A 24,291-nucleotide genomic window follows, 5' to 3' on the forward strand; every position below is an offset into this window, starting at 1 on the left:
TGGCCAAATGTTAAGTAAAAGCTACCAGGCGTTGCTGTTATTTCGCTGATGTTATTCAAGGGAAAGAACAACTAAGGTGGCAAATTTGACTAGACACAAAACAAGAGTAATGACCACGAATGAATTTTTGGCTAACTTTGCAACTGTAGGAAAAAACATTTATAGTATTGGATTTATCCCAACTTAGTTAAAAATTAACTGCCAAGAGGATTTGCTGAGGCGATCGCTAACTAAAGCATGCCAATTTGCCAAAGTTGCTTGAAATTGCGGCTCTTGCAGGTCGGAAATCCAAAGAATTAGCGCATCTTCACCATTATCTTGGTAGTAACGCCGACGCCGCCCAGCTGTTTTGAAGCCAAATTTTTGGTATAAAGATATGGCTGCTAAGTTTGAAGCTCGGACTTCGAGGGTCGCTCTCTCCAAGCCGCGATCGCAAGCTGTATTTATGATTGAATATAGTAAAACCTGCCCTAAACCTTGATGGTGATATTGAGGATGAACTGCCAAAATTGTAATATGGGCTTCCTCCAAAATTGACCAAAAGCAACCCATTCCTAGCAGCCTTGAATTCGAGATCGGGGAAAATAAACCCAGCAGATCGCTGTTGGGACTGTCCAACTCTCGTTGGTAGGCATCCATTGTCCACAAGCCACCAAAACAGGCTTGATCGAGTTCTAGCAATGCACTCAGATGCTCTGGGGTTAAAAATTTAAGTTCTAAGTCTAATGAGATCACATTTATTGAATAAGATTACAAACCCTTTGTAAACTGGGAATCGGGAGATTTAACTTACGCCCGTAATTTGAACAAGGACAACTCTTATAGTTATGGTATCGACTCACCCCACTGGGGTTAAACATTCTGGAAGTCAGTATTTACCTCAAACCAGCGTCAATGCAAATCTTTCACCTAATCAAGAACTTCTACCCTTGAGTGCCAGAGTTCATAATCATGACTTCCTGGAAATTGGTGGGTGTGATGTTACAACTCTAGTTAAAAGATTTGGTTCACCTTTATATATTTTAGATGAAGAAACCCTGCGTTCGGCTTGTCAGCAATATCGAGATGCTTTTAAGCAATACTACAAGGGTGAATCTCAAGTACTGTATGCCTCAAAAGCTTGGAATTGTCTAGCAGTTTGTGCGATCGCGGCATCTGAAGAATTAGGAATAGATGTAGCATCTGGGGGAGAACTCTATACCGCTCTGCAAGCGGGTGTCAGTCCTGATAAAATCTATCTCCATAACAATAACAAGTCTCGTGAAGAATTAATTTTTGCCATAGAATCCGGTTGCACCATTGTCGTAGATAACTGGCACGAGTTACGCACTTTGGTAGAAATTGTAGAGACGTTGTATACAACGTCTCTACAATTTCCTCGTTTATTGCTGCGGTTGACTCCAGGTATTGAATGTCACACACATGAGTATATCCGCACGGGACAACTAGATAGTAAATTTGGCTTTGATCCTAACCAGCTAGAAGAATTGTTTAGTTTTATCAGCAAGCAATCTGCCCTGAACTGCGTAGGGTTACATGCTCATATCGGTTCTCAAATTTTTGAGCGTCAACCGCATCGGGATTTAGCTGCTCTCATGGTGCAGTGGTTGCGGCAAGCAGCAAAGTATGGTTTAAAACTGACAGAGTTAAACGTTGGTGGTGGTCTAGGGATTAAATATATAGAATCAGACGACCCCCCTAGTATAGAAGAGTGGGTAAAACCGATTTGTGAAGTAATTCAACAAGCTTGTGCAGTCGAAAATCTGCCTTTACCGAAGTTGCTGTGTGAACCGGGGCGATCGCTAATTGCCACAGCTTGCGTCACTGCCTATACTATTGGTTCATCCAAAGTTATTCCCAAAATTCGTACCTATGTAGCAGTTGACGGAGGAATGTCTGACAATCCCCGCTCGATTACTTACCAAGCAGTTTATCGAGCAGTAGTTGCCAATAAAATGTCTTCTCCTCTGACAGAAACCGTCACAATTGCTGGTAAACATTGTGAATCAGGAGATATTCTGATTCACAATGCTCTACTGCCAAAAACAGAACCACAGGATATTCTCGTAGTTATGGGAACTGGTGCGTACAATTACAGTATGGCATCTAACTACAACCGCTTACCCCGACCGGCAGCAGTTTTAGTGGCGAATGGCGAAGCAAATTTAATTTTGCAACGCGAAACTTATCAAGACTTAATTCGACAAGATTGCCTACCAGAAAGACTAAAAAATAGTCATTAGTCCCCGAAGTTCTGATCGGAGGAAGCCTCCGCTCAGACTTCTCTCTTGGTCATTGGTCATTAGCTAGGAGCTAAACCCTGTCTATTTTGAAATTTAGAGTTTTTGAAGAGAGTATATTATTCTGTCATGGCTTGAGTTTTGAGCTTTAGCCTCATTACAAAAAACTACGGTTTTCACAGTAGACGCAGTTTAATTACAAATGACTAATGACTGATGACCAATGACTAACTGTAATTAGAGGCAAAAGTGTAATCCAGATGTCATGAGAGATTGGTGGAAGCAATGGCTGACAAACCTAGGATGGTCACAGTCCTTGCTGCTTGGGACTCTGGATATTACGTTAGTTCTGGCGCTGACGTACATGATACTAGTTATTATTAGTGAGCGTCGAACACTGTGGATGGTGCGGGGGTTCATTGTTTTGATGCTAGCCTCAGCACTAAGTGGCAGATTGGGTCTACCTCTGCTGAGTTTTGTATTGGAAAAGTTGGTAATTGGTTGTGCTGTAGCGATGGCAGTTGCTTTACAGTCAGAGTTTCGTAGATTTTTGGAACAATTAGGACGTGGTGAATTCCGCCAGTTATTTCAACCTTCAAGTCTGGCAATCCCCAAGTCTGATAGTGTAATTGATGAAATAGTCGAGGCTGTGAAAGAATTGTCAAAAAACCGCATTGGAGCTTTACTAATTTTAGAAACCACAGGCCCAATTGATGAGCGAGATTTTTCTGTGCCTGGAGTAAAGCTAAATGCAGAAGTTTCTAAGGAACTGATACAGACAATCTTTCAACCGAAAACTTTGTTACACGATGGAGCAACATTGATCCGTGGTTCACGGATTGTGTCATCGGGTATAATTTTACCACTTTCGGGACGCACAGCCTCGCGCCAGTTGGGAACACGCCACCGGGCGGCGATGGGAATTACTGAGCGGGTCGAAAATTGTATTTGTGTCGTTGTATCAGAAGAAACGGGTTCTATTTCCTTAGCGGAACGAGGAACCCTAAATAGACCGCTGACGATTAGGAAGCTCAAAGAGTCATTAGATGCTCAATTGTCTCCAACGGTGGATCGGGAAGCTGTCGCTCCGGGTCTGTTAAGTTTGGCTCGTCAGATAGGTGGCAAGGCACTAGCACTGGTTTCACGTTTACTCGGATTACCATCGACCGCTTCTCGAGATAAAAAATGACAGTACAAGAAACTAAATTGCAAGATTTGCCCATTGACTTGAAACGAGAGCTTTTACCAAAGCACGTTGCGGTAATTATGGATGGCAATGGTCGATGGGCTAAACGTCAAGGTCTACCTCGAATTATGGGGCATAAAGCTGGTGTAGATGCTCTTAAGGATTTGCTCCGTTGTTGTAAAGATTGGGGAATTCAAGCGCTGACAGCTTATGCTTTTTCGACAGAGAACTGGAAAAGACCTCAAGAAGAGGTAGATTTTTTGATGACTCTGTTCCAAAGAGTTTTGCGCCAAGAACTGCGGGAAATGGTAGAGGAAAACGTTCAAATTCAGTTTGTTGGAAATTTGCAGGCCCTACCGCGATCGCTCCAACGTGAAATTTCTCGTTCAATGGAAGAAACTAGGAATAATCCTGGTATCCGCTTTACAGTCGCAACTAATTATGGCGGACGCCAGGAGATTATCCAAGCTTGTCGAGCGATCGCCGAAAAAGTTCAACAAGGTTTGTTACAACCTCATGAAATTAATGAACAAGTGTTTGAGAGTCATCTGTACACAGCAGGAATAGCTGACCCAGATTTGCTAATCCGTACTAGTGGAGAAATGCGCCTCTCGAATTTCCTTCTCTGGCAAATGGCTTATGGAGAAATGTACATAACAGAGACTCTCTGGCCAGATTTCGACCGTGCTGAGTTTCACCGCGCTTTGTGTGCCTACCAGCAACGAGAGCGACGGTTTGGGAAAGTTTAGGGACTGGGGACTGGGGACTCTTAAAAAGGGGAAAAGGTTAAAGGGTAAAGCGCAAAGTCTGAGCCGTACTCCTACGGGGAAGCAAGCTACGCGGAGCGTCTCGTAGAGAGGCTTCCGACGCTCCTACGTCGCTCTAAGCGTAGCCATGCCGCAGGCTTTACGCTACGCTATCTATCCGTTGGCGCAGCCTCTCGTAGAGAAGGCATCAGAACTTTGTAAGAGAGGGGAAAGGGATGGTTTTTTCTTTTCCCCCTTTCCCTTTCTCCAATGCCCAACTCCCAATACCCAATGCCCAATTCATAATTTACGGGCCAGAAAATACGGCTTGTTCTATGTCTTCTCGACTAAGGGAATATTTGAAGGAGCGTTGGATATCTTGTCCATTTTCTCCAGATTGAATGTATCGCACAATAATTTGCTCAATGTCGAGCCAGAGTTCGGCTTGCCAACTGGGACGCTGCACATGCCAGCAATGCCGCTGTGTTTCATCTTGTTGACAGCCTTGATTTTTGAGCCATTGCTCAATTTGCGGCAGAGGATGATTATATAAGGGGGTGTCAGAGGGAAGAAAAGACATAAGCAATACAGAATTTTACTTAGAAATAATTAACAAAAATATTTTTTAATCTTAATCTTTAATTTGGCTTGGGGTAGTAGGTGGCGAAAAGTTAGTAATCTGCTGTTGTAATGGAGGTGGTTGCAGCAGTTGCGTTTGAAAGGCAGCATCACCGCGAGTTAAACCAATGGCGATCGCTAGCAGCAGACAACCCAAAAAAGTCAACAATAGAATAAACAAAACAAAAATTTCGCCAGATGAGAGGGGGCGATCGCTGGCATCGAGGTAAGCTGATTTAGACCAGTCGTGGGAACGGGAAACCGGATGGTTCAAGTCGGGAGGTGGTTGAATAACCCCAAAGCGGGAATAGCCAATTTTTAAATCGTAACTTAACCGTCGTTCTGGGCTGCTAAGGGTGGCGTAAGCTTCATTGATTTGCTGAAATTTAGCAGTAGCAACAACAGTAGACAACTCTGTAGTGTCAGGATGATAGCGTTTGCTCAGTTCTCGATAAGCACGACGAATATCGATTACCGATGCTGAGGGATGCAGTCCTAGCAAGGAGTAATAAGTGGGTTCACTGCGTTTTGGCATTGCCCCATTGTGATTCACGGCTGTTTGAGTCACCTTGCGATCGCGCTTTTTCTATCATTGTAAACCTGCTAGCTCCACAGAAGGCGAGTCTCTTATGTCTAACTCGAAATGGAATAGCTTCATCTTCAGAAACCTTAGCAGCGTCATAGGCACGAATTGATTCCAATTCTTCAGCAGTGGATAGTAATTTTTTGTGTTTAGTTGATATAATCCTTAAGCCAATAAATCAGCGCGGGGTTTAAAGGTTTCAATTTGCCGCAATTTTTCGTACAATTCCCGTTCTTGGGTACTAATATTCTTCGGCGTTAGTACTTGAATCTCCACCAATTGATCGCCACGTTTACCGTTTTCGGCGGGATAGCCCTTATTCGCCAAGCGGAGTCTTTGACCAGACCTCACTCCTGGGGGAATTGTCATTTTCACTGGGCCATCCAGAGTTGGTGCTTCTACCTGTCCTCCCAAGACTGCCTCAGTGGGAGTAACAGGTACTTGGCAAAATATATTAGAGCCTTCTAGCTTAAACAATGGATGCGGCTCAACGGTAATTTTTAAGTACAGGTCTCCGCCGCCAATACCTTGGTTTCGCAGACGGATATTTTGACCTGTTACCATACCTGGAGGCATATTAACTTCTAGCGATCGCCCATCTTCCAAGCGAATACGTTCGCTACCACCGAGATAAGCTTTTTCCAATGGTAAGGTCAATCTGGCTTCGATATCGCGACGGTTGGGGCGGGGGCTGACTGTATATTGAACTTTTGTATTGGTGGAACGAAACGGATCTTCTTTGGTGCTGCTAGCCGAATTTGTCCCGTTTTTACTTGCTTTGCGACCACCCACACCAATGACTTGATTAATAAAATCCTCAAAGTTGGAAAACTGTCCAGGGTCTACCTCTTGAGTGCTGGTACGACCGTTAGCGCGATTATCTACCCCCCAGCCTCCTTTGCCTCGTGGCGTCGTTTGTTTGCCAGCAAAGCCTTGTTGCTTCCAGTAGCGGCTAAACTGGTCGTATTGTGCTCGCCGTCCTGGGTCAGAAAGAACTTCATAAGCCTGACCGACAACCTTAAATTTTTCCTCTGCTGCTTTGTTTCCTGGATTTAGGTCAGGATGATACTGTCGTGCTAACCGCCGATAAACCTTTTTAATTTCCTCATTGGAGGCGTCTTTAGATACTCCCAAAATCTCGTAATAATCGCGGAAATTCTGCAAATTTTGCATAGTTCAGTTATTTAACTTTAAGAATTTAGATTTTAAGAAAGTCTTTTATTTGACTTTTGGTAATGACTTGTCTTCTCCTGTAGTTGACGCTACGTGTTAGGCGAATCTGTGTCTAAAGGGCTTTATGACGAACAGAAATTCAGGGATTTTGATGATGAGCTATAACTTAAAAGACTTAATTATTAACTCTTTTACCAATTATCGAGTCCTAATTCCGAATCAATTTGATTATTTTCGGATTACCAAACCTGTGGGTTGGGGTCTGGGCGGGATTTATTTACTGCCTATTCATGACTAATGCTACCAATCATCGTCATCATCCCAGTTGTCCTGGTAGCTTGGACGAGATTTGCGAGAAGAACGGTTGTCATAGGAGGAGGAACGACTATCTTTGTCATAGTCCCGGTTGTTATAGTCCCGGTTATTGTAATCCCGGCTGTTATAATCCCGGCTATTATAATCCCGGCTGTTGTAGTCCCTCCCATAAGAATCGCGTTCCCGGTACGTATCTCTGGGAGATTCGCGTTCCCGTTCTTTATCTCCACCAGTAAAGATGTCACGGATAGTACCAAGCAGGTCATCCTCTTCGTCCTCAGCATAATACTGACGAACTTCCCGATTTAGCTCATACAGAGCATCTTGCAGGTCGGCGTAAGCTTGGTCAATACCGCGATCGTCATTTTGCTTGAGACTTTCTCGTAGTTCCTGGCAAATATTATCAATCCGTTGGCGGCGGTTGCGGGCAAACTGCATCCCAAATTCCAGCGCCACTTCTCTAAGTTGCCGTTCTGCTTGAAAAATTAACCCCTCGGAACGAGTACGCTTTTCTATTCTTTCTTTGCGTTCTCGGTCAACTTCAGCATATTTTTGGGCATCTTGAATCATCCGATTCACTTCCGACTCGTTCAAAGTAGAAGCGCCTTGAATGGTTATACTCTGTTCTCTACCAGTGGTTCTATCCAGAGCTGTTACCTGTAAAATGCCATTAGCATCGATATCAAAGGATACCTGAATCTGTGGGACTCCTCTAGGAGCAGGCGGAACGCCATACAGCTTGAAACGTCCCAAAGACTTATTATTTGCTGCCATTTCCCGCTCACCCTGAACTACGTGGATTTCCACAGTATTTTGGTTATTTTCAGACGTGGAAAAAATGTCAGAGCGGCGTACTGGTATGGTGGTGTTACGAGGAAGAAGTTTTTTCATCACGCCGCCAATGGTTTCTAAGCCCAAAGACAGAGGCGTGACGTCCAAAAGCAGCACATCTTTGAGTTCACCCGCCAGAATGCCTGCTTGAATGGCTGCACCCACCCCCACCACTTCATCGGGGTTGACGTTTTCATTGGGTTCTGTGCCAATCAAGTCCCGCACTAGCTGCTTTACCATTGGCATCCGTGTGGAACCGCCAACTAGCACGACTTCTTCAATGTCTGCGGGTGACATACCAGCATCTTTCAACGCCCTTTTAACTGGTGTCCGCAATCTCCCCACTAAGTCAACGCACAAACCTTCAAACTGGGAACGAGTCAGACGAGTTTCTAAATGTTTAGGGCCTTCCTGGTCAGCAGCAATAAAAGGTAAGTTAATATCAGTGACGCTGACAGAGGAAAGCTCGATTTTTGCCTTTTCAGCAGCTTCCATCAGGCGTTGTAACGATTGTCTTTCGCGTCTTAAGTCTATTCCTTCCGTTTCCAGAAATTGCTCTGCCAACCAATCTACGATTTTTTTGTCAAAGTCATTACCACCAAGTTGCGTATCTCCACTAGTAGCTTTGACTTCAAATATGCCATCGCCAACTTCTAGAATCGACACGTCAAAAGTACCACCACCTAAGTCAAATACTAAAATGGTTTCCGTATCACCACGATCCAATCCGTAAGCTAAAGATGCAGCAGTCGGCTCATTGAGAATCCGCAACACCTCTAACCCGGCAATTCTACCAGCATCGCGGGTTGCCTGCCGCTGAGAATCATTAAAATAAGCTGGAACTGTAATCACTACCCCTGTTACTGGTTCACCCAAGTAACGACTAGCATCGTCTGCCAATTTCTTCAGCACCATTGCCGAAATTTCTTCTGGCGCGAATTCTCTATTGAGACGGGGACAGGCAATTTTAATATTACCTACTTCGTCCTTACGAATGGTGTAAGGTATACGCTTTGAATCTGGACTAAGTTCGCCATACTTCCGCCCAATGAAGCGTTTAACTGCGAAAAATGTATTTTGTGGGTTGAGGACGGTTTGTCGCCGTGCCATTTGCCCAACTACTCTTTCACCTTCTTTGCTGAAACCAACTACGGAGGGGGTTGTTCGCATTCCTTCTGCATTGGCAATTACCACCGGCTTGCCACCCTCCATTACGGCGACTACTGAGTTGGTTGTACCCAAGTCGATGCCGACTACCTTGCCCATGCGTTACTCTTCTCCTAGCGTGTCTTATAAATTTATTATGATTGGGCGGGACTATCTTTAGCTTTGTGCTACAGAATGAAAACGCCTCAATGGTATGATAAACATGATTAAGGCCAGAATAGAAGAATTTAAGTTTGAGGAGCTAGTTGCAAGACTAGGATAACATTGACGATGGTTAGTGTGCCTCAGCAGCATTAACTCTTGTAGTCCAATGAATTTAATTCACTATATCTAAACAGTTGGGAAATACGGCCCAATAACACTATGCCCTGTTTTTCCCTCCTGTCTGAAAAAGATTATATTGGGACTATTTTAAACATTTGAATTTAAAAGAGCGATTACGAACTCATCTGATTGAGATTGCGCGAGAACGCGATCCTTACATGGCGACAGCTGGACATTTTTTTGTTCAAGAATATATCCGTCAACAATTTGCACGATGGGAAAGTGTGGAAATCCACACCTTTTTAGTAGGGAGCAAAACCTGTAAAAATCTCATTTTAAATTTGCCTTCCCAGGCTGAACAGCAAAAACAAGACTTGCCACCAATTTTAATTGGTGCTCACTATGATGCTGTACCCGGAACACCTGGCGCTGATGATAATGCTACAGGTGTAGCAGTATTGCTGGAATTGGCAAGGAAGTTTGCCGTCGAACCAGCAAAATATCCTTTGAGACTGGTTGCTTTCGATATGGAAGAATACGGCTTACTGGGTAGCGCTGACTATGCAGCCTTGTTACGCCAACAAAAACAACCGCTACGCTTAATGATCTCCCTAGAAATGCTGGGCTATCGTGATTCTAATCCTGGCTCCCAAAATTACCCGCCCCCTCTAGAACGCTTTTACCCAAATCGCGGCGACTTTATTAGTTTAATTGGCAATTTGCGGACAATTCGTGACTTAATTGGGATTAGCCGCAGTATTCGCAAAGTTGGCATACTTAGTCAGTGGCTACCAGTATCCAACAGAGGTTTAGTAGTTCGTCAGACAAGACTAAGCGATCATGCACCATTTTGGGATGCAGGTTATCCGGCAATTATGGTGACAGATACAGCATTCTTGCGGAATCCAAACTATCACAAACCTAGTGATACCATTGCCACTTTAGATTTAGATTTTCTCACAGGTATATGCGAAGGTTTAGAACTTAGTATTCGGCGATTATGAGCTAGGGTTAATAGCTATATATAATTACTCATGACCTAACTTATAGAGTTTCTTTGTTATGATTTAACACTAGGAGTCAAACTAGTTAAATCATCTATATTGCGTTTCATTGTGTTGCAAATTGCATCTAGGGGTAAGTCGTTGGCATCATAACCGAAGGGATTTTCTATTTCTAAGCCGATCGCTTCAATGCCAAACACTGTAAAACCAACTAAAGCAGAAATTATAGCTGTCCACCAACCGAGACTATTCACTATTTGAAATGGTAAGAGAAAGCAGTATAGTATTAACAATTGCTTAAGATGAATGGCATAAGCGAGCGGCATGGGTGTTTTTAAAATCCGCTCACAAGCACCTAAGTTATCCACAAGATTATTTAATAATTCTTGCATAGATGTTAATTGGTAGCTATTGAGGCAATTGCGCTTATACTGCTGCTGTAAAAAATCTCCTATCCAAAAAGCAACCTCTATGGGAGGATTATTCATAATCTTCAGTTTGACGTACATAGAAGATGGCATTAATTCTTCTAACTCGCTAGTTACAGTTTCTCCCCGCAAATGTAATTTAGTTGTGACAGCAAAAGCTACCAACAAATTTAATGCTGTAATTTTATTTTTTCTATCATCTGGAGATATTTCATCAACTGATACCCAAATTTGCCGTGCTAGATTTCGGACGTTATTTACTATAGAACCCCAACATTTTCTACCTTCCCAAAACCGCTCATAAGCAGTATTTGTGCGAAATACTAGCAACAAACCTAAAACAATACTGGGAATAACACTTCCTAAAATAGGTTGAGATACAGGTAATCGAAAATGGTGTAATATAGAAATTAAAAAACCAAAAGTTCCACACCAGATAATATGTTTGTAAATGGCTCTTGTAACTGAACCTTTAAGCTGTAAGGTTGTTTGTAACCATTGCAGTTTTTCGGCTTTCATGCACTTACCTTAATAAAATATTTAGTATCTGAGTAATTTAAAAATAATAACTCTAAGAACGTTATTTTTATAAACTTAATTTAGTTGCGATCGCACACCAGAAACTCTTGATTTATCCCCACAACTGTTATGGATATGTCTTTACTAAAAATATAGCGGTTCTTGATTACGTGTAATTAGATTTAGTTTGGGGATATGATATTACGCTAATTAAAAATCTTTATTTTAGAAAACAGTCAGGTAATTGTCGAGTTTGTTTTTGCTAAGGTGACATAAGCGTATACGCGCAGCACGTCATTATACATCACCCCGATATTTGAGTATATACCCTAACGACATTCGACAATGGCATAGGTAAAAATTGATTTATGTTTGAAACCTGTGACTGCTCCAGAACGCCTTTATCGTATCTGGAGTTTCTTTTTAGCTGATTATGCGAACTTGGCTAGTTCTTGAGAAACCGATGGCATCGAGGATAATTCCCCATCGGGCAGATTTTGCGATAGCGCAAGCGCTGACTTGTCAGTTCGCAATTTTGTAAAATATCCTGATACGCCATAACGTGGCTGAATAGGAATACATACTGAATTCTTTATATCGAAAACGGAGCATCACTTGTTGATGTACTCCCGATGCATAACAACTCTCGCAAAACCGCCCCAGCTAATCACTGGGGCGGTTGTGCTTTGCATGAAAATGTCTACTCAACTGTTCTTTGCCTGACTGCTGCTACCCAAAAATTTCGATGAGCATAAAAAACTAGTAAAGCTTATCCCACGTCTGTTTAGACTAACTTGAGTCGCGGGATAAGCTTACAAACTCAAAAAATTACTTCTTTGCAAATACCATCAAATCTCAGCAAAGAGGCAAATTTCGCATTTATTCTCAACTCTCGTCAGAAGTATTAACCAAACCAGTGAGAGGGTTCATAACCTGGTTGAACTGTTTCACAAAGATGATGGCTAATCCAATCTGACTTTTCTTGAACGATTGAACAAATGCCTTGGTGAATCAAATTTTGGAGGTGTAGTTGTTGTTCTAGGGGTTTACGGGAGAACTTGTAGTTTAACAAGTTCTCTGTTTCAGCCTCGACTAGCGGTATCTGTCTTTCAGACATTGCACTATAAAAGCAGGGAATGCGGCTGAGGACAAAGGCAATTAGCTCTTGGCGCAAGTCAGGAATTGCAAAGGCTTGTTGATAAGGATGGTATGGATATGTATCCAAAACACTTTCAATCTCTCCTATTACTGATTGCTGTGTTAAATTGACTACGGTTTTCATAATTTTTAAACCTCTTTTTTAATCCAGTCGATGCTTTGTCAGGGAAACAATGTTTCTAGATAGCAACGCCGTCATAACAATCAGTTAGAAGTGATTTAACTGATAGATGCAACAGACCCCGGACTTAACTTTTTATCTTGGTAGAATATGAGACATTTGGCTCTGCTGATTTTAGTTAAAGTTTATACTGTTTTACAGTATTACTTATTAAAACAGCATTCAATAAACTGGTAAACCACCGATATTTTATATCTATAACTCTAATTATTTCAAAGTTATGTCTTTTTGGCAGAAAACTATACAAAACGCAGTATATGATTTAGGGGATCAAGTCTAATACTGACAAAGCAACTTTAATTAGGATGAAATTTTTAATCAAGTTTAACTTCTTAGGTAATTTACATTACTTATAACTTTAGCTGCTCAATCTGCTGTTGCAGCATGAACTAAAATTTATTTATTGAGTTTAGAGAATTGATTTTTCAAGCATTAATTTTATAGGTTACAAAAACAATGACTTACTATGTAGATAAATCAGTCTCATGATAGATGATAAGATTAGTTAAAAATATTTAAAAAATTTGTATTATCTAAAGGTAAATGGCGCATTTGATTGTTAATTTGCTCAGCAGCAGCCAATCCAGAAAGCATCGCACCTTCTACAAGATTGCCGCCACACCAATCACCACAGCAGACTAAAGGTAGAGGGGTTTCGGCAGACAAAACAGCTTCGTGCCAAGGATGACTAGGAAAGGCATAACGCCAACGATGTACTTGCATCCAGTCGGGAGTATTTAACCAGGGAAGAGATAGAGATTCAGCTGCACGTTGCAAGAGATACTGTGCAGCAGGTTGTAAATCCTGTGTTTCCAGATGACGTTGGGCAAAATCAGCGCTACTATGCACCACAAAATGTGGTTGCTGAGGACTGGGACGTTTGCTACTATCCAAACCAATCCATGCCAAATCAGCGTCATCCATAAAACTTAGAGCTTTCCACGCTGGGAGCGGTTGGGATGTGGGAAAATATCCAGCGATAGTACTTATGCATGGGTCAAACTTCACAGACCGGAGGTTATCAAGAAAGATTGCATCTAATAGACTTTCCCCCAAGGGTGTCAACAGCATCAAAGCTTGGGGTGCAGGAACGGCGACTACTATGGCTGTTGCAGTGAATTCTTCGTTGCCAGATTCGAGAGTGAGACGCCAAGTATTTTCGGGAGTTAGGGTAATGGCGATGACACGCTGATTCAACAAAATTTCTAAACCTTGGCCAAAAAATTTAGCGATCGCACTCATTCCCCCAGGCGCAACATAGCAAGGACAGGAGCTTGTAGATTGATATATAGGAGCATTGGATTTGAGTTCGTAAACTTTATCTGTCCAGACTTTGAGAATGTCGCGATCGCCCAACAACTCCACAAAGCGCCTCAACAATTCACCCTTTGGCTTCAAGTAACAAGCCCCATGATCTGCCCAAGTTCCATGCAAACGGCGTGTCGCAACTCTTCCCCCTAAACCACGGGACTTTTCTACAACCAGCACTGAATATCCAGCTTGACTCAACTGCTGGGCACAAGCTAAGCCAGCTATTCCGGCACCAATCACTGCAATATCAGTCATAAGTCAAATAGTTCTTGGTTATTTTTTGTTAAAGGACAAATGATAAAGCGAAAAGTTTGAGCCGTACTCCTACGGGGAAGCAAGCTACGCGGAGCGTCTCTTAGAGAGGCTTCCGACGCTCGTTCGACTTTGGCGTCTCACGCCACTTGCTCCACTTTGGGAAACGCGAAGGGAGAAGACTCGCTAGCGCTGCGCTATCGGATCAAAACTTTTCAAGAGAGGACAAAATACCTAATAGTAGAATAGGGTACAGAAAGGCTGCACGGAAGGGAGGAAGGGAAATTGGATGAGATGAGGATGGCGCTAGAGTTAGCAACCGAAGAAGAATTACAAGATTTAACGGCAATTCTATTTAGTCGTAAATTCAATCCCCTAGATTATGTTCACACGCCCGAACCCATTGAAGTGCAAAGCCAAGACCGCAAAGCTTGGCTGGACGCACTAGAAGATCGCTTCCGCTTTTTAGCGGCAGATGGGATGACGGTATTGCGGGGACGCACAGAGCAGGTAACTTACCGACAAGCGCTAATTCAAGTATGTAAATATTTGAAAATTTCTTATTCTAATCAGCTGGCAACTGTTGATTTAGAAGCAGAGGTATTTTTGCATCTGCTTGGACAGGTGTGGAAAAAATTGCCTGAACAGGAAAAGCAAAAATTGACTGTACGGGTGCAGCGTCAGCTTGTCAATTCAGAACTAAAACAACCGCTACCACTTTTATTACAACGTGACCCTTTGGGATTACTTTTCAAAGGAGGTAGTGCGCTGGCTGTGACTTCCCTCCTTCAACCACTAGTACTCAAACAAATCGCCCAGCAATTTGCCATACACTTTGCTACCCATGAAGTAGCCAAACAAACGGCAATCGCAGGCTCTCAAGCGGCTAAAACGCAGTTTCAAAACTACGTAGCTATGCAAATGGCCCGGCGGGGTATGACTTTGAGTGCAGCTCGTTACGGTGCAGTCCGTAGTATGTTTGCCGTGATCGGGCCGATGATGTGGGCTTGGTTTTTTGCAGATTTGGGATGGAGAGCGATCGCTACTAACTACGGTCGGATCATTCCTACCATTTTCGCCCTTGCACAAATTCGTCTTACTCGTGCTGAATGTTGGGAGCCAGCTTGAACAAGGCTTTTTACCATCCTGACCCTAGTTTACAAACCTCTTGGAACTTAACTCAATTGGGACTTTTGGTTTTTCCATTGAGTCCATTTTTGGGGGCTGTGGGTTTAGGTTTTGCAGTATTACTAACTTGGCTGCAACAATCTAGCATAATTAACCGCCGCCCCCTCAACTGGGGATTTGCTCTCCTCAGTGTATTGCTGATCATTACCGCTGGATTTGCCCATAACAAAACAGAGGCTTTCCTCGGCTTATTTAATTTCTTACCGTTTTTTTTAGTTTTCGTTGGTCTGAGTGCGCTGATTCAAACACCTGCCCAATTGCGACAAATGGCTTGGATTTTGGTGATTGGTTCCTTGCCGGTAGCAATTATGGGTTTGGGGCAGTTGTTTTTAGGCTGGACTTTGAAGTTACAGTTTTTATGGATCGTCTTAGAGTGGGCGATCGCACTAGGAGGAGAACCACCAGGTCGCATGGCCTCAATCTTCATGCACGCTAACAGCTTCGCGGCTTATCTGGTAATAGTTTTTACTCTGGGATTAGGGTTGTGGCTGGAAAACTATCAGCAATTAAGAGTCAAGGGGAGCCACTGCGTTGGACGGGTTTCCCGGCTTAAAGCAAGTGGCGTTCAAGAGTCAAGGGTAGCCACTGCGTTGGGCGGCTCTGCCGACTTGTTCGCGCAGCGTCTCCGCGAGGAGAAGCAAGTGGCGTTCAAGCGTCAAAATTTTCTCCCTCTTCCCTTCCTTTTCCTAACTGTGGCGGAGATTGTAAATTTCATCGCTTTGATTTTTACTAACTCGCGGAATGGGTGGGCGATCGCTATTTTTGCCTGTTTAGCTTATGCATTCTATCAAGGGTGGCGCATTCTTGTGGGTAGTGTCGTCGGTATAGTGAGTAGCGTTCTTTTGGCAGCTTTTGCCCCCTCACCAGTCGCTCAATTTTTTCGCCAGATCGTTCCTACTTTCTTTTGGGCGCGATTAAACGACGATATGTATCCAGATAGACCAGTTGCTTTAATGCGAAAAACTCAGTGGGAATTTGCCTGGTCTTTGACTCAGCAACATCCTTGGACTGGCTGGGGCTTACGCAGCTTTACAACACTCTACAAAACGCAGATGCAGATTCGCTTGGGTCATCCCCACAATTTGTTTTTGATGCTATCTGCTGAAACTGGTTTTCCAAGTACTTTTTTGTTCTGCGGCTTACTAGGTTGGATTTTAATTGCAGGTTTCCAACTGCTGCGAAAGTCAAAATATATAGATAAACAAGATAGATTGATATTTTTCAGTTATCTTTTGGTCTTTGTTGGGTGGCTATTATTCAACACAGTAGACATAACTCTATTTGATTTCCGTTTAAATATGCTCTCGTGGTTGCTTTTAGCTGCTATTTGTGGAGTAGTCTATCACTATGATAAAAATAACAGGCTTGTAGATCATTAAAATTAGCCAGTTAAATAATAGCGAACAACAATGCCATTTAGAATAGCCATCAGCTGTTTTTCAGTGTATGCACTGGGGACATTCGTAGTTTTAAGTTAATACTATTACTATATTCACGTCTGTGAGTGTGGCTAATGCCGAATTAGTCGCTGTTGCTGATTGTTGGGAAGGTGTAGGGACAACCCTTCTGGGGTTTTCCTGCATCCAGGGCATCTCTCGTAGATGCCCTTTTTTTATTTGTTGTTTTTTCTCAGTTAAGCATATTTTTACAAAAATTTTTATTAATAAAAATCGTAAAAAATTATCCTTATAGTCTTTTGCATTTTTCTCTTATTCATTAGCTCTACTAATGTTGATAAGTTCATAGTCAGAGATTTACTAGTCCTCAAAAATAATGATACAGACTAATAGTTTAGCTCATTAACTTTGATAGTTATGCATGTTTGTAGTAAGGATTTTAGTCCTTGATTTTTTTAAGCACTAAAGTGCTTACTACGAACTTCTTAGAACTTTTACGACAGACCAATAATAAAGTTTTGAAACTTGTTGCCGACCACATTCGCATCAAGTAGTGACTGCGGCAACCCTTATGGTGTAAGCAATCGGTAAAATGAGTGTGTCGGTAATGAAAAAAAGACGCCTCACTAACCAACCTTATGCTCACAACAGCTAACTTTCTTCAGTACACTCAGTGGTCGGGTATCGCCACCTTGGTATTTGCTGCTTTAGCAGTTTTGGCTTTTATTCTCAAATGGGGCATCCGCTTTCGGCTTGTGGGTACGACTGGCTTTATGCTGGTGCTGACGGGTGGTTTATTTGCCCTCTCAATAGTCCCTTTGAGTCGTACTGTCATTCCGGGAGCGGTTCGATTCAGTTTAGTTTATGACAATGGGGCAACACAAGCAGTGATTGCCATATCACCCGAAATTTCTCCTACACAATTAGATGCAACTTTACGTCAAGCAGCTAGTAATCTCTATTCTTATGGTCGCTTAGGTACAAGGGAAGATAATCAGCTGACAGTTCGCGCCCGTACCATTATTCACCCAGAACCAGGCATTTCTGTACCAGTTTACTTGGGTGAGGTAAAGCGATCGCTGGTTTCTCGTGAAAATTCGGAAATGACAGTCGAAATTTACCCGGACAAATTCGCCCAATTACCAAAACCTACTGCTTAATTTCGTGCTGGGGTGGGGTTTTTTCTATATTTTCCCCATCTCCATATTTCAGATTTTGACGGGCTTTTCACCTTCGTGTCTTGGTTCCTTTGTGGTTCAAAGTCAATTTTTTAACCACCAAGACACCAAGATACCAAGAAAAATACATTACACCTTGAAAGAATTAGCTGTCGCCTTAACACACCCTAAGATAATTGGTTAGTTATTTTTTTACTTGGAAGTCTCTAAAGCCTGAATAATTGATTTAATATCAGGTTAATCTAATTTTTTTTGTACTATATAATACAATAATTATTATTTTTATATTAAAATATGAATCTAACGATTCTGGTAAAAAGTTAATCAGTGTGCTGATAATGGGCAATTGTTATTGGGAATACTCACCGATTCCTAAAGGCAATCAGGTGTAATGAATGAGCTTATGCTTAAAGCCTAGTTAGCAGTTATCAATAACTTTTTTTATAAATCTGAGAGTGATAATGTTAACTAATTATACGGTTATTCAAAACTTTGATAGTTCGGAATTTAAGGCTAATGGCAATCTTATCCAACCACGTTCGTCAAACGACTCAACCAGTCAGCAACAGCCGAGTTGTATTTCATGATGACTGAAACCTAAGTGAGTCAGGTGTAAACTCATAGTCATCCTGAAATCAGCGTGGCAACACCGAATTTCTAGCCGCAAGTCTAATTTGATTAAGAAATATCAAGTTTTTGGCAAACTAGTTATATGCCTAATCAATCTTCTACTCAAACTGTGTCTACTCAAACTTCTAGTTCGTTATTTACACTCACGGTTGCCCCAGCCAAGGTAATCCGTGGTTCTAATGTGTTACAAACAGCCGCAAAAGAGATTGCCTGTTTGGGAAGTCGTCCTTTAATTGTGACAGGTGATACATCACAACAAGCGATCGCACATTTACGCACTTTTGACAATAGTCAAAAGAGTTTGCCAAAAATTCTGGCAGAACAACAGTTAGATACTGCTCAAGCCTCCTATGGCGTGGATTGTTGCGAAGCTAGCTTGAAATCTTTACAGAAAGCTGCAAAGGCACATCAAGCTGATGTGATTATTGGTGTTGGTGGCGGTAAAGCACTGGATACAGCTAAATTAGTCGCACAGCAGTTGCAGTTACCAGTAGTGACAATCCCGACCTCGGCTGCTACCTGTGCAGCGTGGAGTGCCTTGTCAAATGTTTATTCGGAAGCAGGGGCGTTTCTTTACGATGTCGCATTGTCTCGCTGTCCAGATTTATTAATACTCGACTACGACTTGATTCAAACTGCACCACAACGTACTCTGGTAGCTGGAATTGGTGATGCGATCGCTAAGTGGTACGAAGCTTCAGTCAGCAGCGGACACTCACAAGATACCTTAATTATTGCCGCAGTCCAACAAGCACGAGTTTTGCGAGATATCTTGTTGCAAAAGTCAGCCGCCGCCCTGAAAGAACCTGGTAACGAATGGCGAGAAGTCGTAGACGCTACAGTCTTACTGGCTGGGGTAGTTGGGGGACTAGGAGGGGCGCAGTGTCGCACCGTTGCTGCCCATGCCGTGCATAATGGTTTAACTCATATTTCAGGACATGGCAGTATTCACGGTGAAAAAGTTGCTTTTGGGATTTTGGTACAACTGCGGTTAGAAGAAATGCTACAAGGCAATCAATTAGCTGCTGCGGCACGGCAACAGTTGTTAAAGTTTTATGCAGAAATTGGACTGCCACAAAAATTAAGCGATTTGGGGTTAGGCAATATCACATTAGGCGAGTTGCAACGGTCAGCTGAAATTGCCTTATCTCCTAATTCTGACATCCATCGACTACCGTTTAAAGTCGCACCGGAACAGTTGATGGCTGCGATGGTTTCTACCACCGCACCAATAGATAGTAGAGACACGACGATTAATCGAGTCTCAATAAGAGGAATCAGTGATGAGGTTGAGGAATGAGTTTGAATTGGATAGTCCCAGCAGAACGTATACAAACACTGCCACCTTATGTGTTTGCCCGTCTAGATGAACTTAAGGCTAAGGCACGAGAACAAGGGCTAGATTTAATTGATTTGGGCATGGGAAACCCCGATGGCGCAACACCACAACCAGTGGTAGAAGCCGCGATCGCGGCTTTGAAAGATCCGGCTAATCACGGTTATCCTCCTTTTGAAGGCACTGCGAGTTTTCGTCGTGCCATCACTAATTGGTATCATCGCCGCTATGGTGTGGTTCTCGATCCCGATAGCGAAGCTTTGCCACTACTGGGTTCTAAAGAAGGATTGACTCATTTAGCGATCGCCTACATTAACCCTGGTGATGTGGTTCTAGTTCCTTCTCCCGCTTATCCTGCCCATTTCCGGGGGCCAGTGATTGCTGGTGGGAAAGTCCACAGCTTGATTCTCAAACCAGAGAACGACTGGTTAATTGATTTAGCTGCTATTCCTGATGCTGTTGCTGAACAAGCCAAAATTCTCTATTTCAACTATCCCAGCAATCCGACAGCTGCCACCGCCCCCCGCGAATTTTTTGAAGAAATCGTCGCCTTTGCCCGCAAGTATGAAATTCTGCTGGTGCATGATTTGTGTTATGCCGAGTTAGCTTTTGATGGTTATCAACCAACTAGCTTGCTAGAAATTCCCGGCGCGAAAGAAATTGGTGTGGAATTTCACACCTTATCTAAAACCTATAATATGGCTGGTTGGCGTGTGGGATTTGTAGTGGGGAACCGTCATGTAATTCAAGGTTTGCGAACTTTAAAAACCAACTTGGATTATGGCATTTTTGCTGCTTTGCAAACAGCAGCAGAAACCGCCTTACAACTGCCAGATGTTTATTTGCATGAAGTACAACAACGCTACCGCACTCGCCGCGATTTTCTGATTCAAGGATTAGGACAATTGGGTTGGGATATTCCTAAAACCAAGGCGACAATGTATCTTTGGGTGAAGTGTCCTGTTGGTATAGGTTCCACAGATTTTGCCCTCGATGTATTGCAGCAAACTGGTGTTGTCGTCACCCCAGGAAATGCTTTTGGAGTTGCAGGTGAGGGGTATGTGCGGATCAGTTTGATTGCAGACTGCGATCGCTTAGGTGAAGCTTTACATCGCTTCCAGCAAGCTGGTATCCGCTATCAGCCTGAAGCCCCACTTTCTAATTCTGAAGCGATCGCTGATCTCGTTAGTTGAATAGAGGAAGAGAACCCAACATACATGACTAAAATTTTTGCTGATGATGTTTGATATCATGTAAAAAAGTAGAAAGAGTTAAAAATGATTGGTACGAATATTTACATCAGTCAAGAAACTCAAGACTCTCTAATTAAAGCTGCTGCTTTAAAAAAAATGTCTGTTGAAGAACTAGCTTCTTCTATTGTGAGGGAAAGTATTCAAGAAAAGGTTGGGCAAATTAGATATTCTTATGAGAATCAAGGCAAATTTGCCATTAATCCTCTTCTAAAAATGCAACCCTATGCTTATTTAGCAGATCCTAATGAACCCGCTATTTCTCCTGATGATTGGGAAATGAATCAGAACTCTGAAGTCAATGTTTTGTGATCATTCTTGATACTCATATTTGGGTTTGGTGGAATCACAATTATTCAAGGTTGACCCCTCCCCACTGTGAGGCAATAAATAGGGAAAGACCTCATGGTTTAGGTGTTTGCTTCATAAGTTTGTTAGAGATTAGCAGACTTGTTACCTAAAATAAGTTAATTTTTCCCTGTTCGATTCAAGAATGGTTTAATATTGCTTTGGCACAAGAAGGAGTAATTATTCTATCAATTACTCCCCAAATTGCCATTGATTCTTACTCACTTCCAGGTAATTTTCATAAAGATCCAGCCGATAAAATTATCGTTTCAACAGCAAGAATGTATGATGTTCCTTTGGTGAGTGTAGATGAAAAAATACTTGCTTATTCTGATGTAAAAAGAATTTTCCCCTGATGTTAAGTGCGTGAATCGCTAATTTTATAGTGTAAGCGTTGCCCTCAAAAATTGGTAAATCCATAGAAGCATAAATAGCAATGCCCACGCTACAATCTCTGAAGTTATATTTTCTACTTCAAAATAGAGAAAGCATCCTTTTATCGACGAAATTTAATTCATGCAAACTACCGTTGCTACAATCCCTCATTTAATTGCTGTGGGATTTCATGCTCTTTCCGATCCACTTAGAATTAGTGTGCTAGAACTGCTACGAAAGCAAGAACTATGTGTGTGTGACTTGTGTGATGCTTTAGGGGTAAGTCAGTCAAAACTGTCTTTTCACCTAAAAACCCTCAAGGAAGCTGGCTTAGTTCACACCCGTCAGGAAGGACGCTGGATTTATTACAGCTTGAATCTTTCCCAATTTAGTGTTTTAGAGGAATATTTGGCGAATTTTCACCATAATCGCGTAGTTTCGCCTGCGCTTTCCCGCTGCGATTAGAGAGTTGATACTCTCATTCAGGGCAACCTCTGCGGTGTTTGCAAATACTGGCGTAGTCATGGTTAATCACCTCAGTAAAAGTGAAACATCAAGTTTTATTGATGAATTTTTGTATATATTGGTGCCTTAGTTATTGACATATCAAGTTTTTTTGAAATGATATAAATATACCTTTGATATCAGATATACAGGTGAGGTCAATGAAGGCAATACCAAAAAAACTGGCTCTAGCAGTTGGAATTTTGGCTTTTGCGACCAGTTGCACAGCCACATCCGATTCATCAACTCAAACTCAGCCATCGTCAAAGGTGACACAGGTCACTGATTCAGCGAAAGTCACGACAATCAAGATAGATGGTTCGAGCACAGTCTATCCGATAACGCAGGCGATCGCTAAAGAGTTTCAAGCCGACTCCAAGAATAACGCCCAAGTTCAAGTTAACTTTTCTGGAACCGTTGCAGGATTTGAAAAATTCTGTGCTGGAGAAACAGATATTAGCAACGCCTCTCGACCAATTTTAAAGGCAGAGATGGAAGCTTGTAACAAAAATGGCGTGAGGTATTACGAGTTCCCCATTGCTTTTGATGCCCTTACCGTCGCGGTTAATCCGCAAAACGACTGGGCGAAAGACATCACCATCGCAGAATTGAAAAAGATTTGGGAACCTGCTGCTGAAGGGAAAATTACCCGTTGGAACCAAGTGCGTGCGTCTTGGCCAGATCGTCCAATTTCTTTATACGGTGCAGGTAAGAAATCTGGTACTTTTGATTACTTCACAGAGGCAGTAGTGGGCAAAGTTAGAGCCAGTCGCAACGACTACACAGCCAGGGAAGACGATAATGTCCTAGTCAAAGGAATTAGTCAAGACCCGAATGCTTTAGGTTACTTTGGCTATGCCTATTACGAAGAAAATCAAGGTAAATTAAAAGCTATTGGAGTTAATAGCGGTAAAGGTGCAGTGCTACCGTCACGTCAAACGGTAGAAAAATCTCAGTATCAGCCACTATCTCGACCTTTGTTTATCTACGCTAATTTTGACTCTGCACAAAAGAAACGACAAGTCAAAGAATTCGTAAATTTCTACATTGAAAAAGCACCAAAAATAGTCAGTTCTGTAGGCTATGTGCCTTTACCAAGTGAAGGCTACTACCTGGATAATGTTCACTTTTATAATGGCAAGGTGGGAACAGTGTTTGAAGGGGAGGCTCAGCTAAACTTGACGCTTGGGGAGTTATTACGAAAACAAGCGAAGTTTTAGATAATGAAATCATTTTTAAAGGAAGTTTCCCAGTGTAAACGGGAGGTTTTAGCAGAAGGAATTGGCACTTTTATTTTAGTATTTGCGGGTACTGGCGCAGTCATGGTAAATGACATAAGCCAAGGTGCTGTTACCCATATTGGTATTAGCTTTGTTTTTGGTGCGGTAGTTGCGGCGTTGATTTACGGAATCGGACATATTAGCGGCGCACACTTCAATCCAGCGGTGACACTAGCGTTTTGGACGAGTGGTTTTTTCCCAAAAAAGCGAGTTTTGCCGTATATTTTGGCGCAGTCAGTGGGTGCGATCGCAGCTTCAACTTTGCTGCTAATTAGTTTAGGACGAGTTGCCAATTTGGGAGCTACCTTACCACTCAATGGTAATTGGTTGCAATCTTTGTTGTTGGAGTTTGTACTTACCTTCATTTTGATGTTTATAATTTTTGGTTCTGGACTTGATCGCCGCGCACACATCGGCTTTGCGGGGTTGGCGATCGGTTTAACTGTGGGAATGGAGGCGGCGTTTATGGGGCCGATTACTGGTGCAAGTATGAATCCGGTGCGTTCTTTGGGCCCTGCTTTTGTGGGAGGAATTTGGCAGCATCACTGGGTTTATTGGGTTGCACCAATTTTAGGAGCGCAATTAGCAATGATAGTTTATCGGCAACTTTCTAATGGTTTTCGAGATTTCAATGAATAAAGAAAGCTGTTATTTGTCAATACTATTTGAATTATGAAAACTATTGAACCGCCTTCTCTGCGTTCGCGGAGCGTGTCGTAGACAGAGGCTCCGCCAACGCGCAGCGTCTCGTAGGGGTACGCTTACGCAAACTTGAATAGCTGCTGTAACTATGCACGAATAAATACATAAGTCTGATTTCAGCAAAGAA

Annotated in this window: 24 protein-coding genes; 15 read left to right on the forward strand and 9 right to left on the reverse strand. The window is 42.5% G+C overall.

Translation table 11 applies throughout. The annotated features are described in order from the left end of the window. Positions 1-183: 183 nt before the first annotated feature. Entirely contained in the window at positions 184-735 is a 552-nt protein-coding gene (rimI, locus tag HCR01_RS21315) for a ribosomal protein S18-alanine N-acetyltransferase (RefSeq protein WP_193198072.1), read from the reverse strand. Positions 736-827: 92 nt separating this feature from the next. On the opposite strand from rimI, the gene lysA reads away from it, so the two are divergent. From lysA to HCR01_RS21330, 3 genes are all read left to right on the forward strand, one after another. Continuing rightward, complete coding sequence (lysA, locus tag HCR01_RS21320; protein WP_193198073.1) at positions 828-2,243, forward strand: diaminopimelate decarboxylase; 1,416 nt, start codon at positions 828-830, stop codon at positions 2,241-2,243. Positions 2,244-2,505: 262 nt separating this feature from the next. Continuing rightward, positions 2,506-3,429, forward strand: coding sequence for a diadenylate cyclase CdaA (gene cdaA / locus HCR01_RS21325; protein ID WP_193198074.1), 924 nt, complete (start codon positions 2,506-2,508; stop codon positions 3,427-3,429). Beyond that, positions 3,426-4,175 (forward strand): isoprenyl transferase, encoded by a 750-nt coding sequence (locus HCR01_RS21330; protein WP_193198075.1) that lies wholly within the window; start codon positions 3,426-3,428, stop codon positions 4,173-4,175. The genes cdaA and HCR01_RS21330 overlap by 4 nt, the downstream gene beginning before the upstream one ends. A 304-nt stretch (positions 4,176-4,479) precedes the next feature. Here HCR01_RS21330 and HCR01_RS21335 read toward each other — a convergent pair whose 3' ends face one another. From HCR01_RS21335 to HCR01_RS21350, 4 genes are read right to left on the reverse strand one after another with little or no spacing between them, the layout of a single operon-like run. After that, positions 4,480-4,752: a DUF3143 domain-containing protein gene (locus tag HCR01_RS21335; protein WP_193198076.1), complete on the reverse strand. Its 273-nt coding sequence runs from the start codon at positions 4,750-4,752 to the stop codon at positions 4,480-4,482. Positions 4,753-4,803: 51 nt separating this feature from the next. Continuing rightward, positions 4,804-5,325 carry a J domain-containing protein gene (locus HCR01_RS21340; protein ID WP_193198077.1) on the reverse strand — a complete coding sequence of 174 codons (522 nt, stop codon included), beginning with the start codon at positions 5,323-5,325 and terminating at the stop codon, positions 4,804-4,806. Continuing rightward, entirely contained in the window at positions 5,309-5,491 is a 183-nt protein-coding gene (locus tag HCR01_RS21345) for a hypothetical protein (RefSeq protein ID WP_193198078.1), read from the reverse strand. Before HCR01_RS21345 ends, HCR01_RS21340 begins: the two co-directional genes overlap by 17 nt. Before the next feature lie 47 nt (positions 5,492-5,538). Further along, on the reverse strand, positions 5,539-6,546 hold the full coding sequence (locus tag HCR01_RS21350; RefSeq protein ID WP_193198079.1) for a DnaJ C-terminal domain-containing protein: 1,008 nt from the start codon (positions 6,544-6,546) through the stop codon (positions 5,539-5,541). Positions 6,547-6,670: 124 nt separating this feature from the next. Between HCR01_RS21350 and HCR01_RS21355 the strand changes: the two genes are divergently transcribed. After that, a complete protein-coding gene (locus HCR01_RS21355; protein ID WP_193198080.1) occupies positions 6,671-6,844 on the forward strand; it encodes a hypothetical protein in 174 nt (57 codons plus the stop codon). 2 nt (positions 6,845-6,846) lie between these two features. Here HCR01_RS21355 and dnaK read toward each other — a convergent pair whose 3' ends face one another. Beyond that, a complete protein-coding gene (gene dnaK / locus HCR01_RS21360; protein WP_193198081.1) occupies positions 6,847-8,958 on the reverse strand; it encodes a molecular chaperone DnaK in 2,112 nt (703 codons plus the stop codon). Positions 8,959-9,278: 320 nt separating this feature from the next. Here dnaK and HCR01_RS21365 point away from each other — a divergent pair, with 320 nt between their 5' ends. Next, the gene (locus tag HCR01_RS21365; RefSeq protein WP_193198082.1) at positions 9,279-10,127 is read left to right on the forward strand and encodes a M28 family peptidase; all 849 of its coding nucleotides are present in this window, start codon (positions 9,279-9,281) and stop codon (positions 10,125-10,127) included. Positions 10,128-10,183: 56 nt separating this feature from the next. On the opposite strand, the gene HCR01_RS21370 is transcribed toward HCR01_RS21365, so the two are convergent. The 3 genes from HCR01_RS21370 to HCR01_RS21380 form a co-directional block, all read right to left on the reverse strand. Further along, complete coding sequence (locus HCR01_RS21370; RefSeq protein WP_193198083.1) at positions 10,184-11,074, reverse strand: bestrophin family protein; 891 nt, start codon at positions 11,072-11,074, stop codon at positions 10,184-10,186. Positions 11,075-11,978: 904 nt separating this feature from the next. Continuing rightward, positions 11,979-12,356 (reverse strand): hypothetical protein, encoded by a 378-nt coding sequence (locus tag HCR01_RS21375; protein ID WP_193198084.1) that lies wholly within the window; start codon positions 12,354-12,356, stop codon positions 11,979-11,981. 558 nt (positions 12,357-12,914) lie between these two features. Further along, positions 12,915-13,979 carry an NAD(P)/FAD-dependent oxidoreductase gene (locus HCR01_RS21380; RefSeq protein ID WP_193198085.1) on the reverse strand — a complete coding sequence of 355 codons (1,065 nt, stop codon included), beginning with the start codon at positions 13,977-13,979 and terminating at the stop codon, positions 12,915-12,917. 282 nt (positions 13,980-14,261) lie between these two features. Between HCR01_RS21380 and HCR01_RS21385 the strand changes: the two genes are divergently transcribed. The 10 genes from HCR01_RS21385 to HCR01_RS21430 all read left to right on the forward strand — a co-directional run bounded on the left by HCR01_RS21385 (position 14,262) and on the right by HCR01_RS21430 (position 24,101). Then, the gene (locus HCR01_RS21385) at positions 14,262-15,104 is read left to right on the forward strand and encodes a YaaW family protein (RefSeq protein WP_193198086.1); all 843 of its coding nucleotides are present in this window, start codon (positions 14,262-14,264) and stop codon (positions 15,102-15,104) included. After that, positions 15,086-16,543: an O-antigen ligase family protein gene (locus HCR01_RS21390; protein WP_193198087.1), complete on the forward strand. Its 1,458-nt coding sequence runs from the start codon at positions 15,086-15,088 to the stop codon at positions 16,541-16,543. The genes HCR01_RS21385 and HCR01_RS21390 overlap by 19 nt, the downstream gene beginning before the upstream one ends. 656 nt (positions 16,544-17,199) lie before the next feature. Further along, the gene (locus tag HCR01_RS21395; protein WP_193198088.1) at positions 17,200-17,721 is read left to right on the forward strand and encodes a Ycf51 family protein; all 522 of its coding nucleotides are present in this window, start codon (positions 17,200-17,202) and stop codon (positions 17,719-17,721) included. 730 nt (positions 17,722-18,451) lie between these two features. Continuing rightward, entirely contained in the window at positions 18,452-19,669 is a 1,218-nt protein-coding gene (locus HCR01_RS21400; RefSeq protein WP_193198089.1) for an iron-containing alcohol dehydrogenase family protein, read from the forward strand. Next, positions 19,666-20,898, forward strand: coding sequence for an aspartate aminotransferase (locus tag HCR01_RS21405; RefSeq protein WP_193198090.1), 1,233 nt, complete (start codon positions 19,666-19,668; stop codon positions 20,896-20,898). Before HCR01_RS21400 ends, HCR01_RS21405 begins: the two co-directional genes overlap by 4 nt. A gap of 84 nt (positions 20,899-20,982) precedes the next feature. After that, positions 20,983-21,267, forward strand: a complete 285-nt coding sequence (locus HCR01_RS21410; RefSeq protein ID WP_193198091.1) for a hypothetical protein — start codon at positions 20,983-20,985, stop codon at positions 21,265-21,267. 197 nt (positions 21,268-21,464) lie between these two features. Beyond that, complete coding sequence (locus HCR01_RS38945; protein WP_226889518.1) at positions 21,465-21,659, forward strand: hypothetical protein; 195 nt, start codon at positions 21,465-21,467, stop codon at positions 21,657-21,659. Positions 21,660-21,819: 160 nt separating this feature from the next. Then, the gene (locus tag HCR01_RS21420) at positions 21,820-22,143 is read left to right on the forward strand and encodes an ArsR/SmtB family transcription factor (RefSeq protein WP_193198092.1); all 324 of its coding nucleotides are present in this window, start codon (positions 21,820-21,822) and stop codon (positions 22,141-22,143) included. Positions 22,144-22,343: 200 nt separating this feature from the next. Beyond that, positions 22,344-23,402, forward strand: coding sequence for a PstS family phosphate ABC transporter substrate-binding protein (locus HCR01_RS21425; protein ID WP_193198093.1), 1,059 nt, complete (start codon positions 22,344-22,346; stop codon positions 23,400-23,402). Between the two features lie 3 nt (positions 23,403-23,405). Further along, a complete protein-coding gene (locus HCR01_RS21430) occupies positions 23,406-24,101 on the forward strand; it encodes an MIP/aquaporin family protein (protein ID WP_193198094.1) in 696 nt (231 codons plus the stop codon). Positions 24,102-24,291: the final 190 nt, after the last annotated feature.

Origin of the sequence: Nostoc sp. MG11 (genome assembly GCF_014904695.1) — a bacterium.
Classification (GTDB): Bacteria; Cyanobacteriota; Cyanobacteriia; order Cyanobacteriales; family Nostocaceae; genus Komarekiella.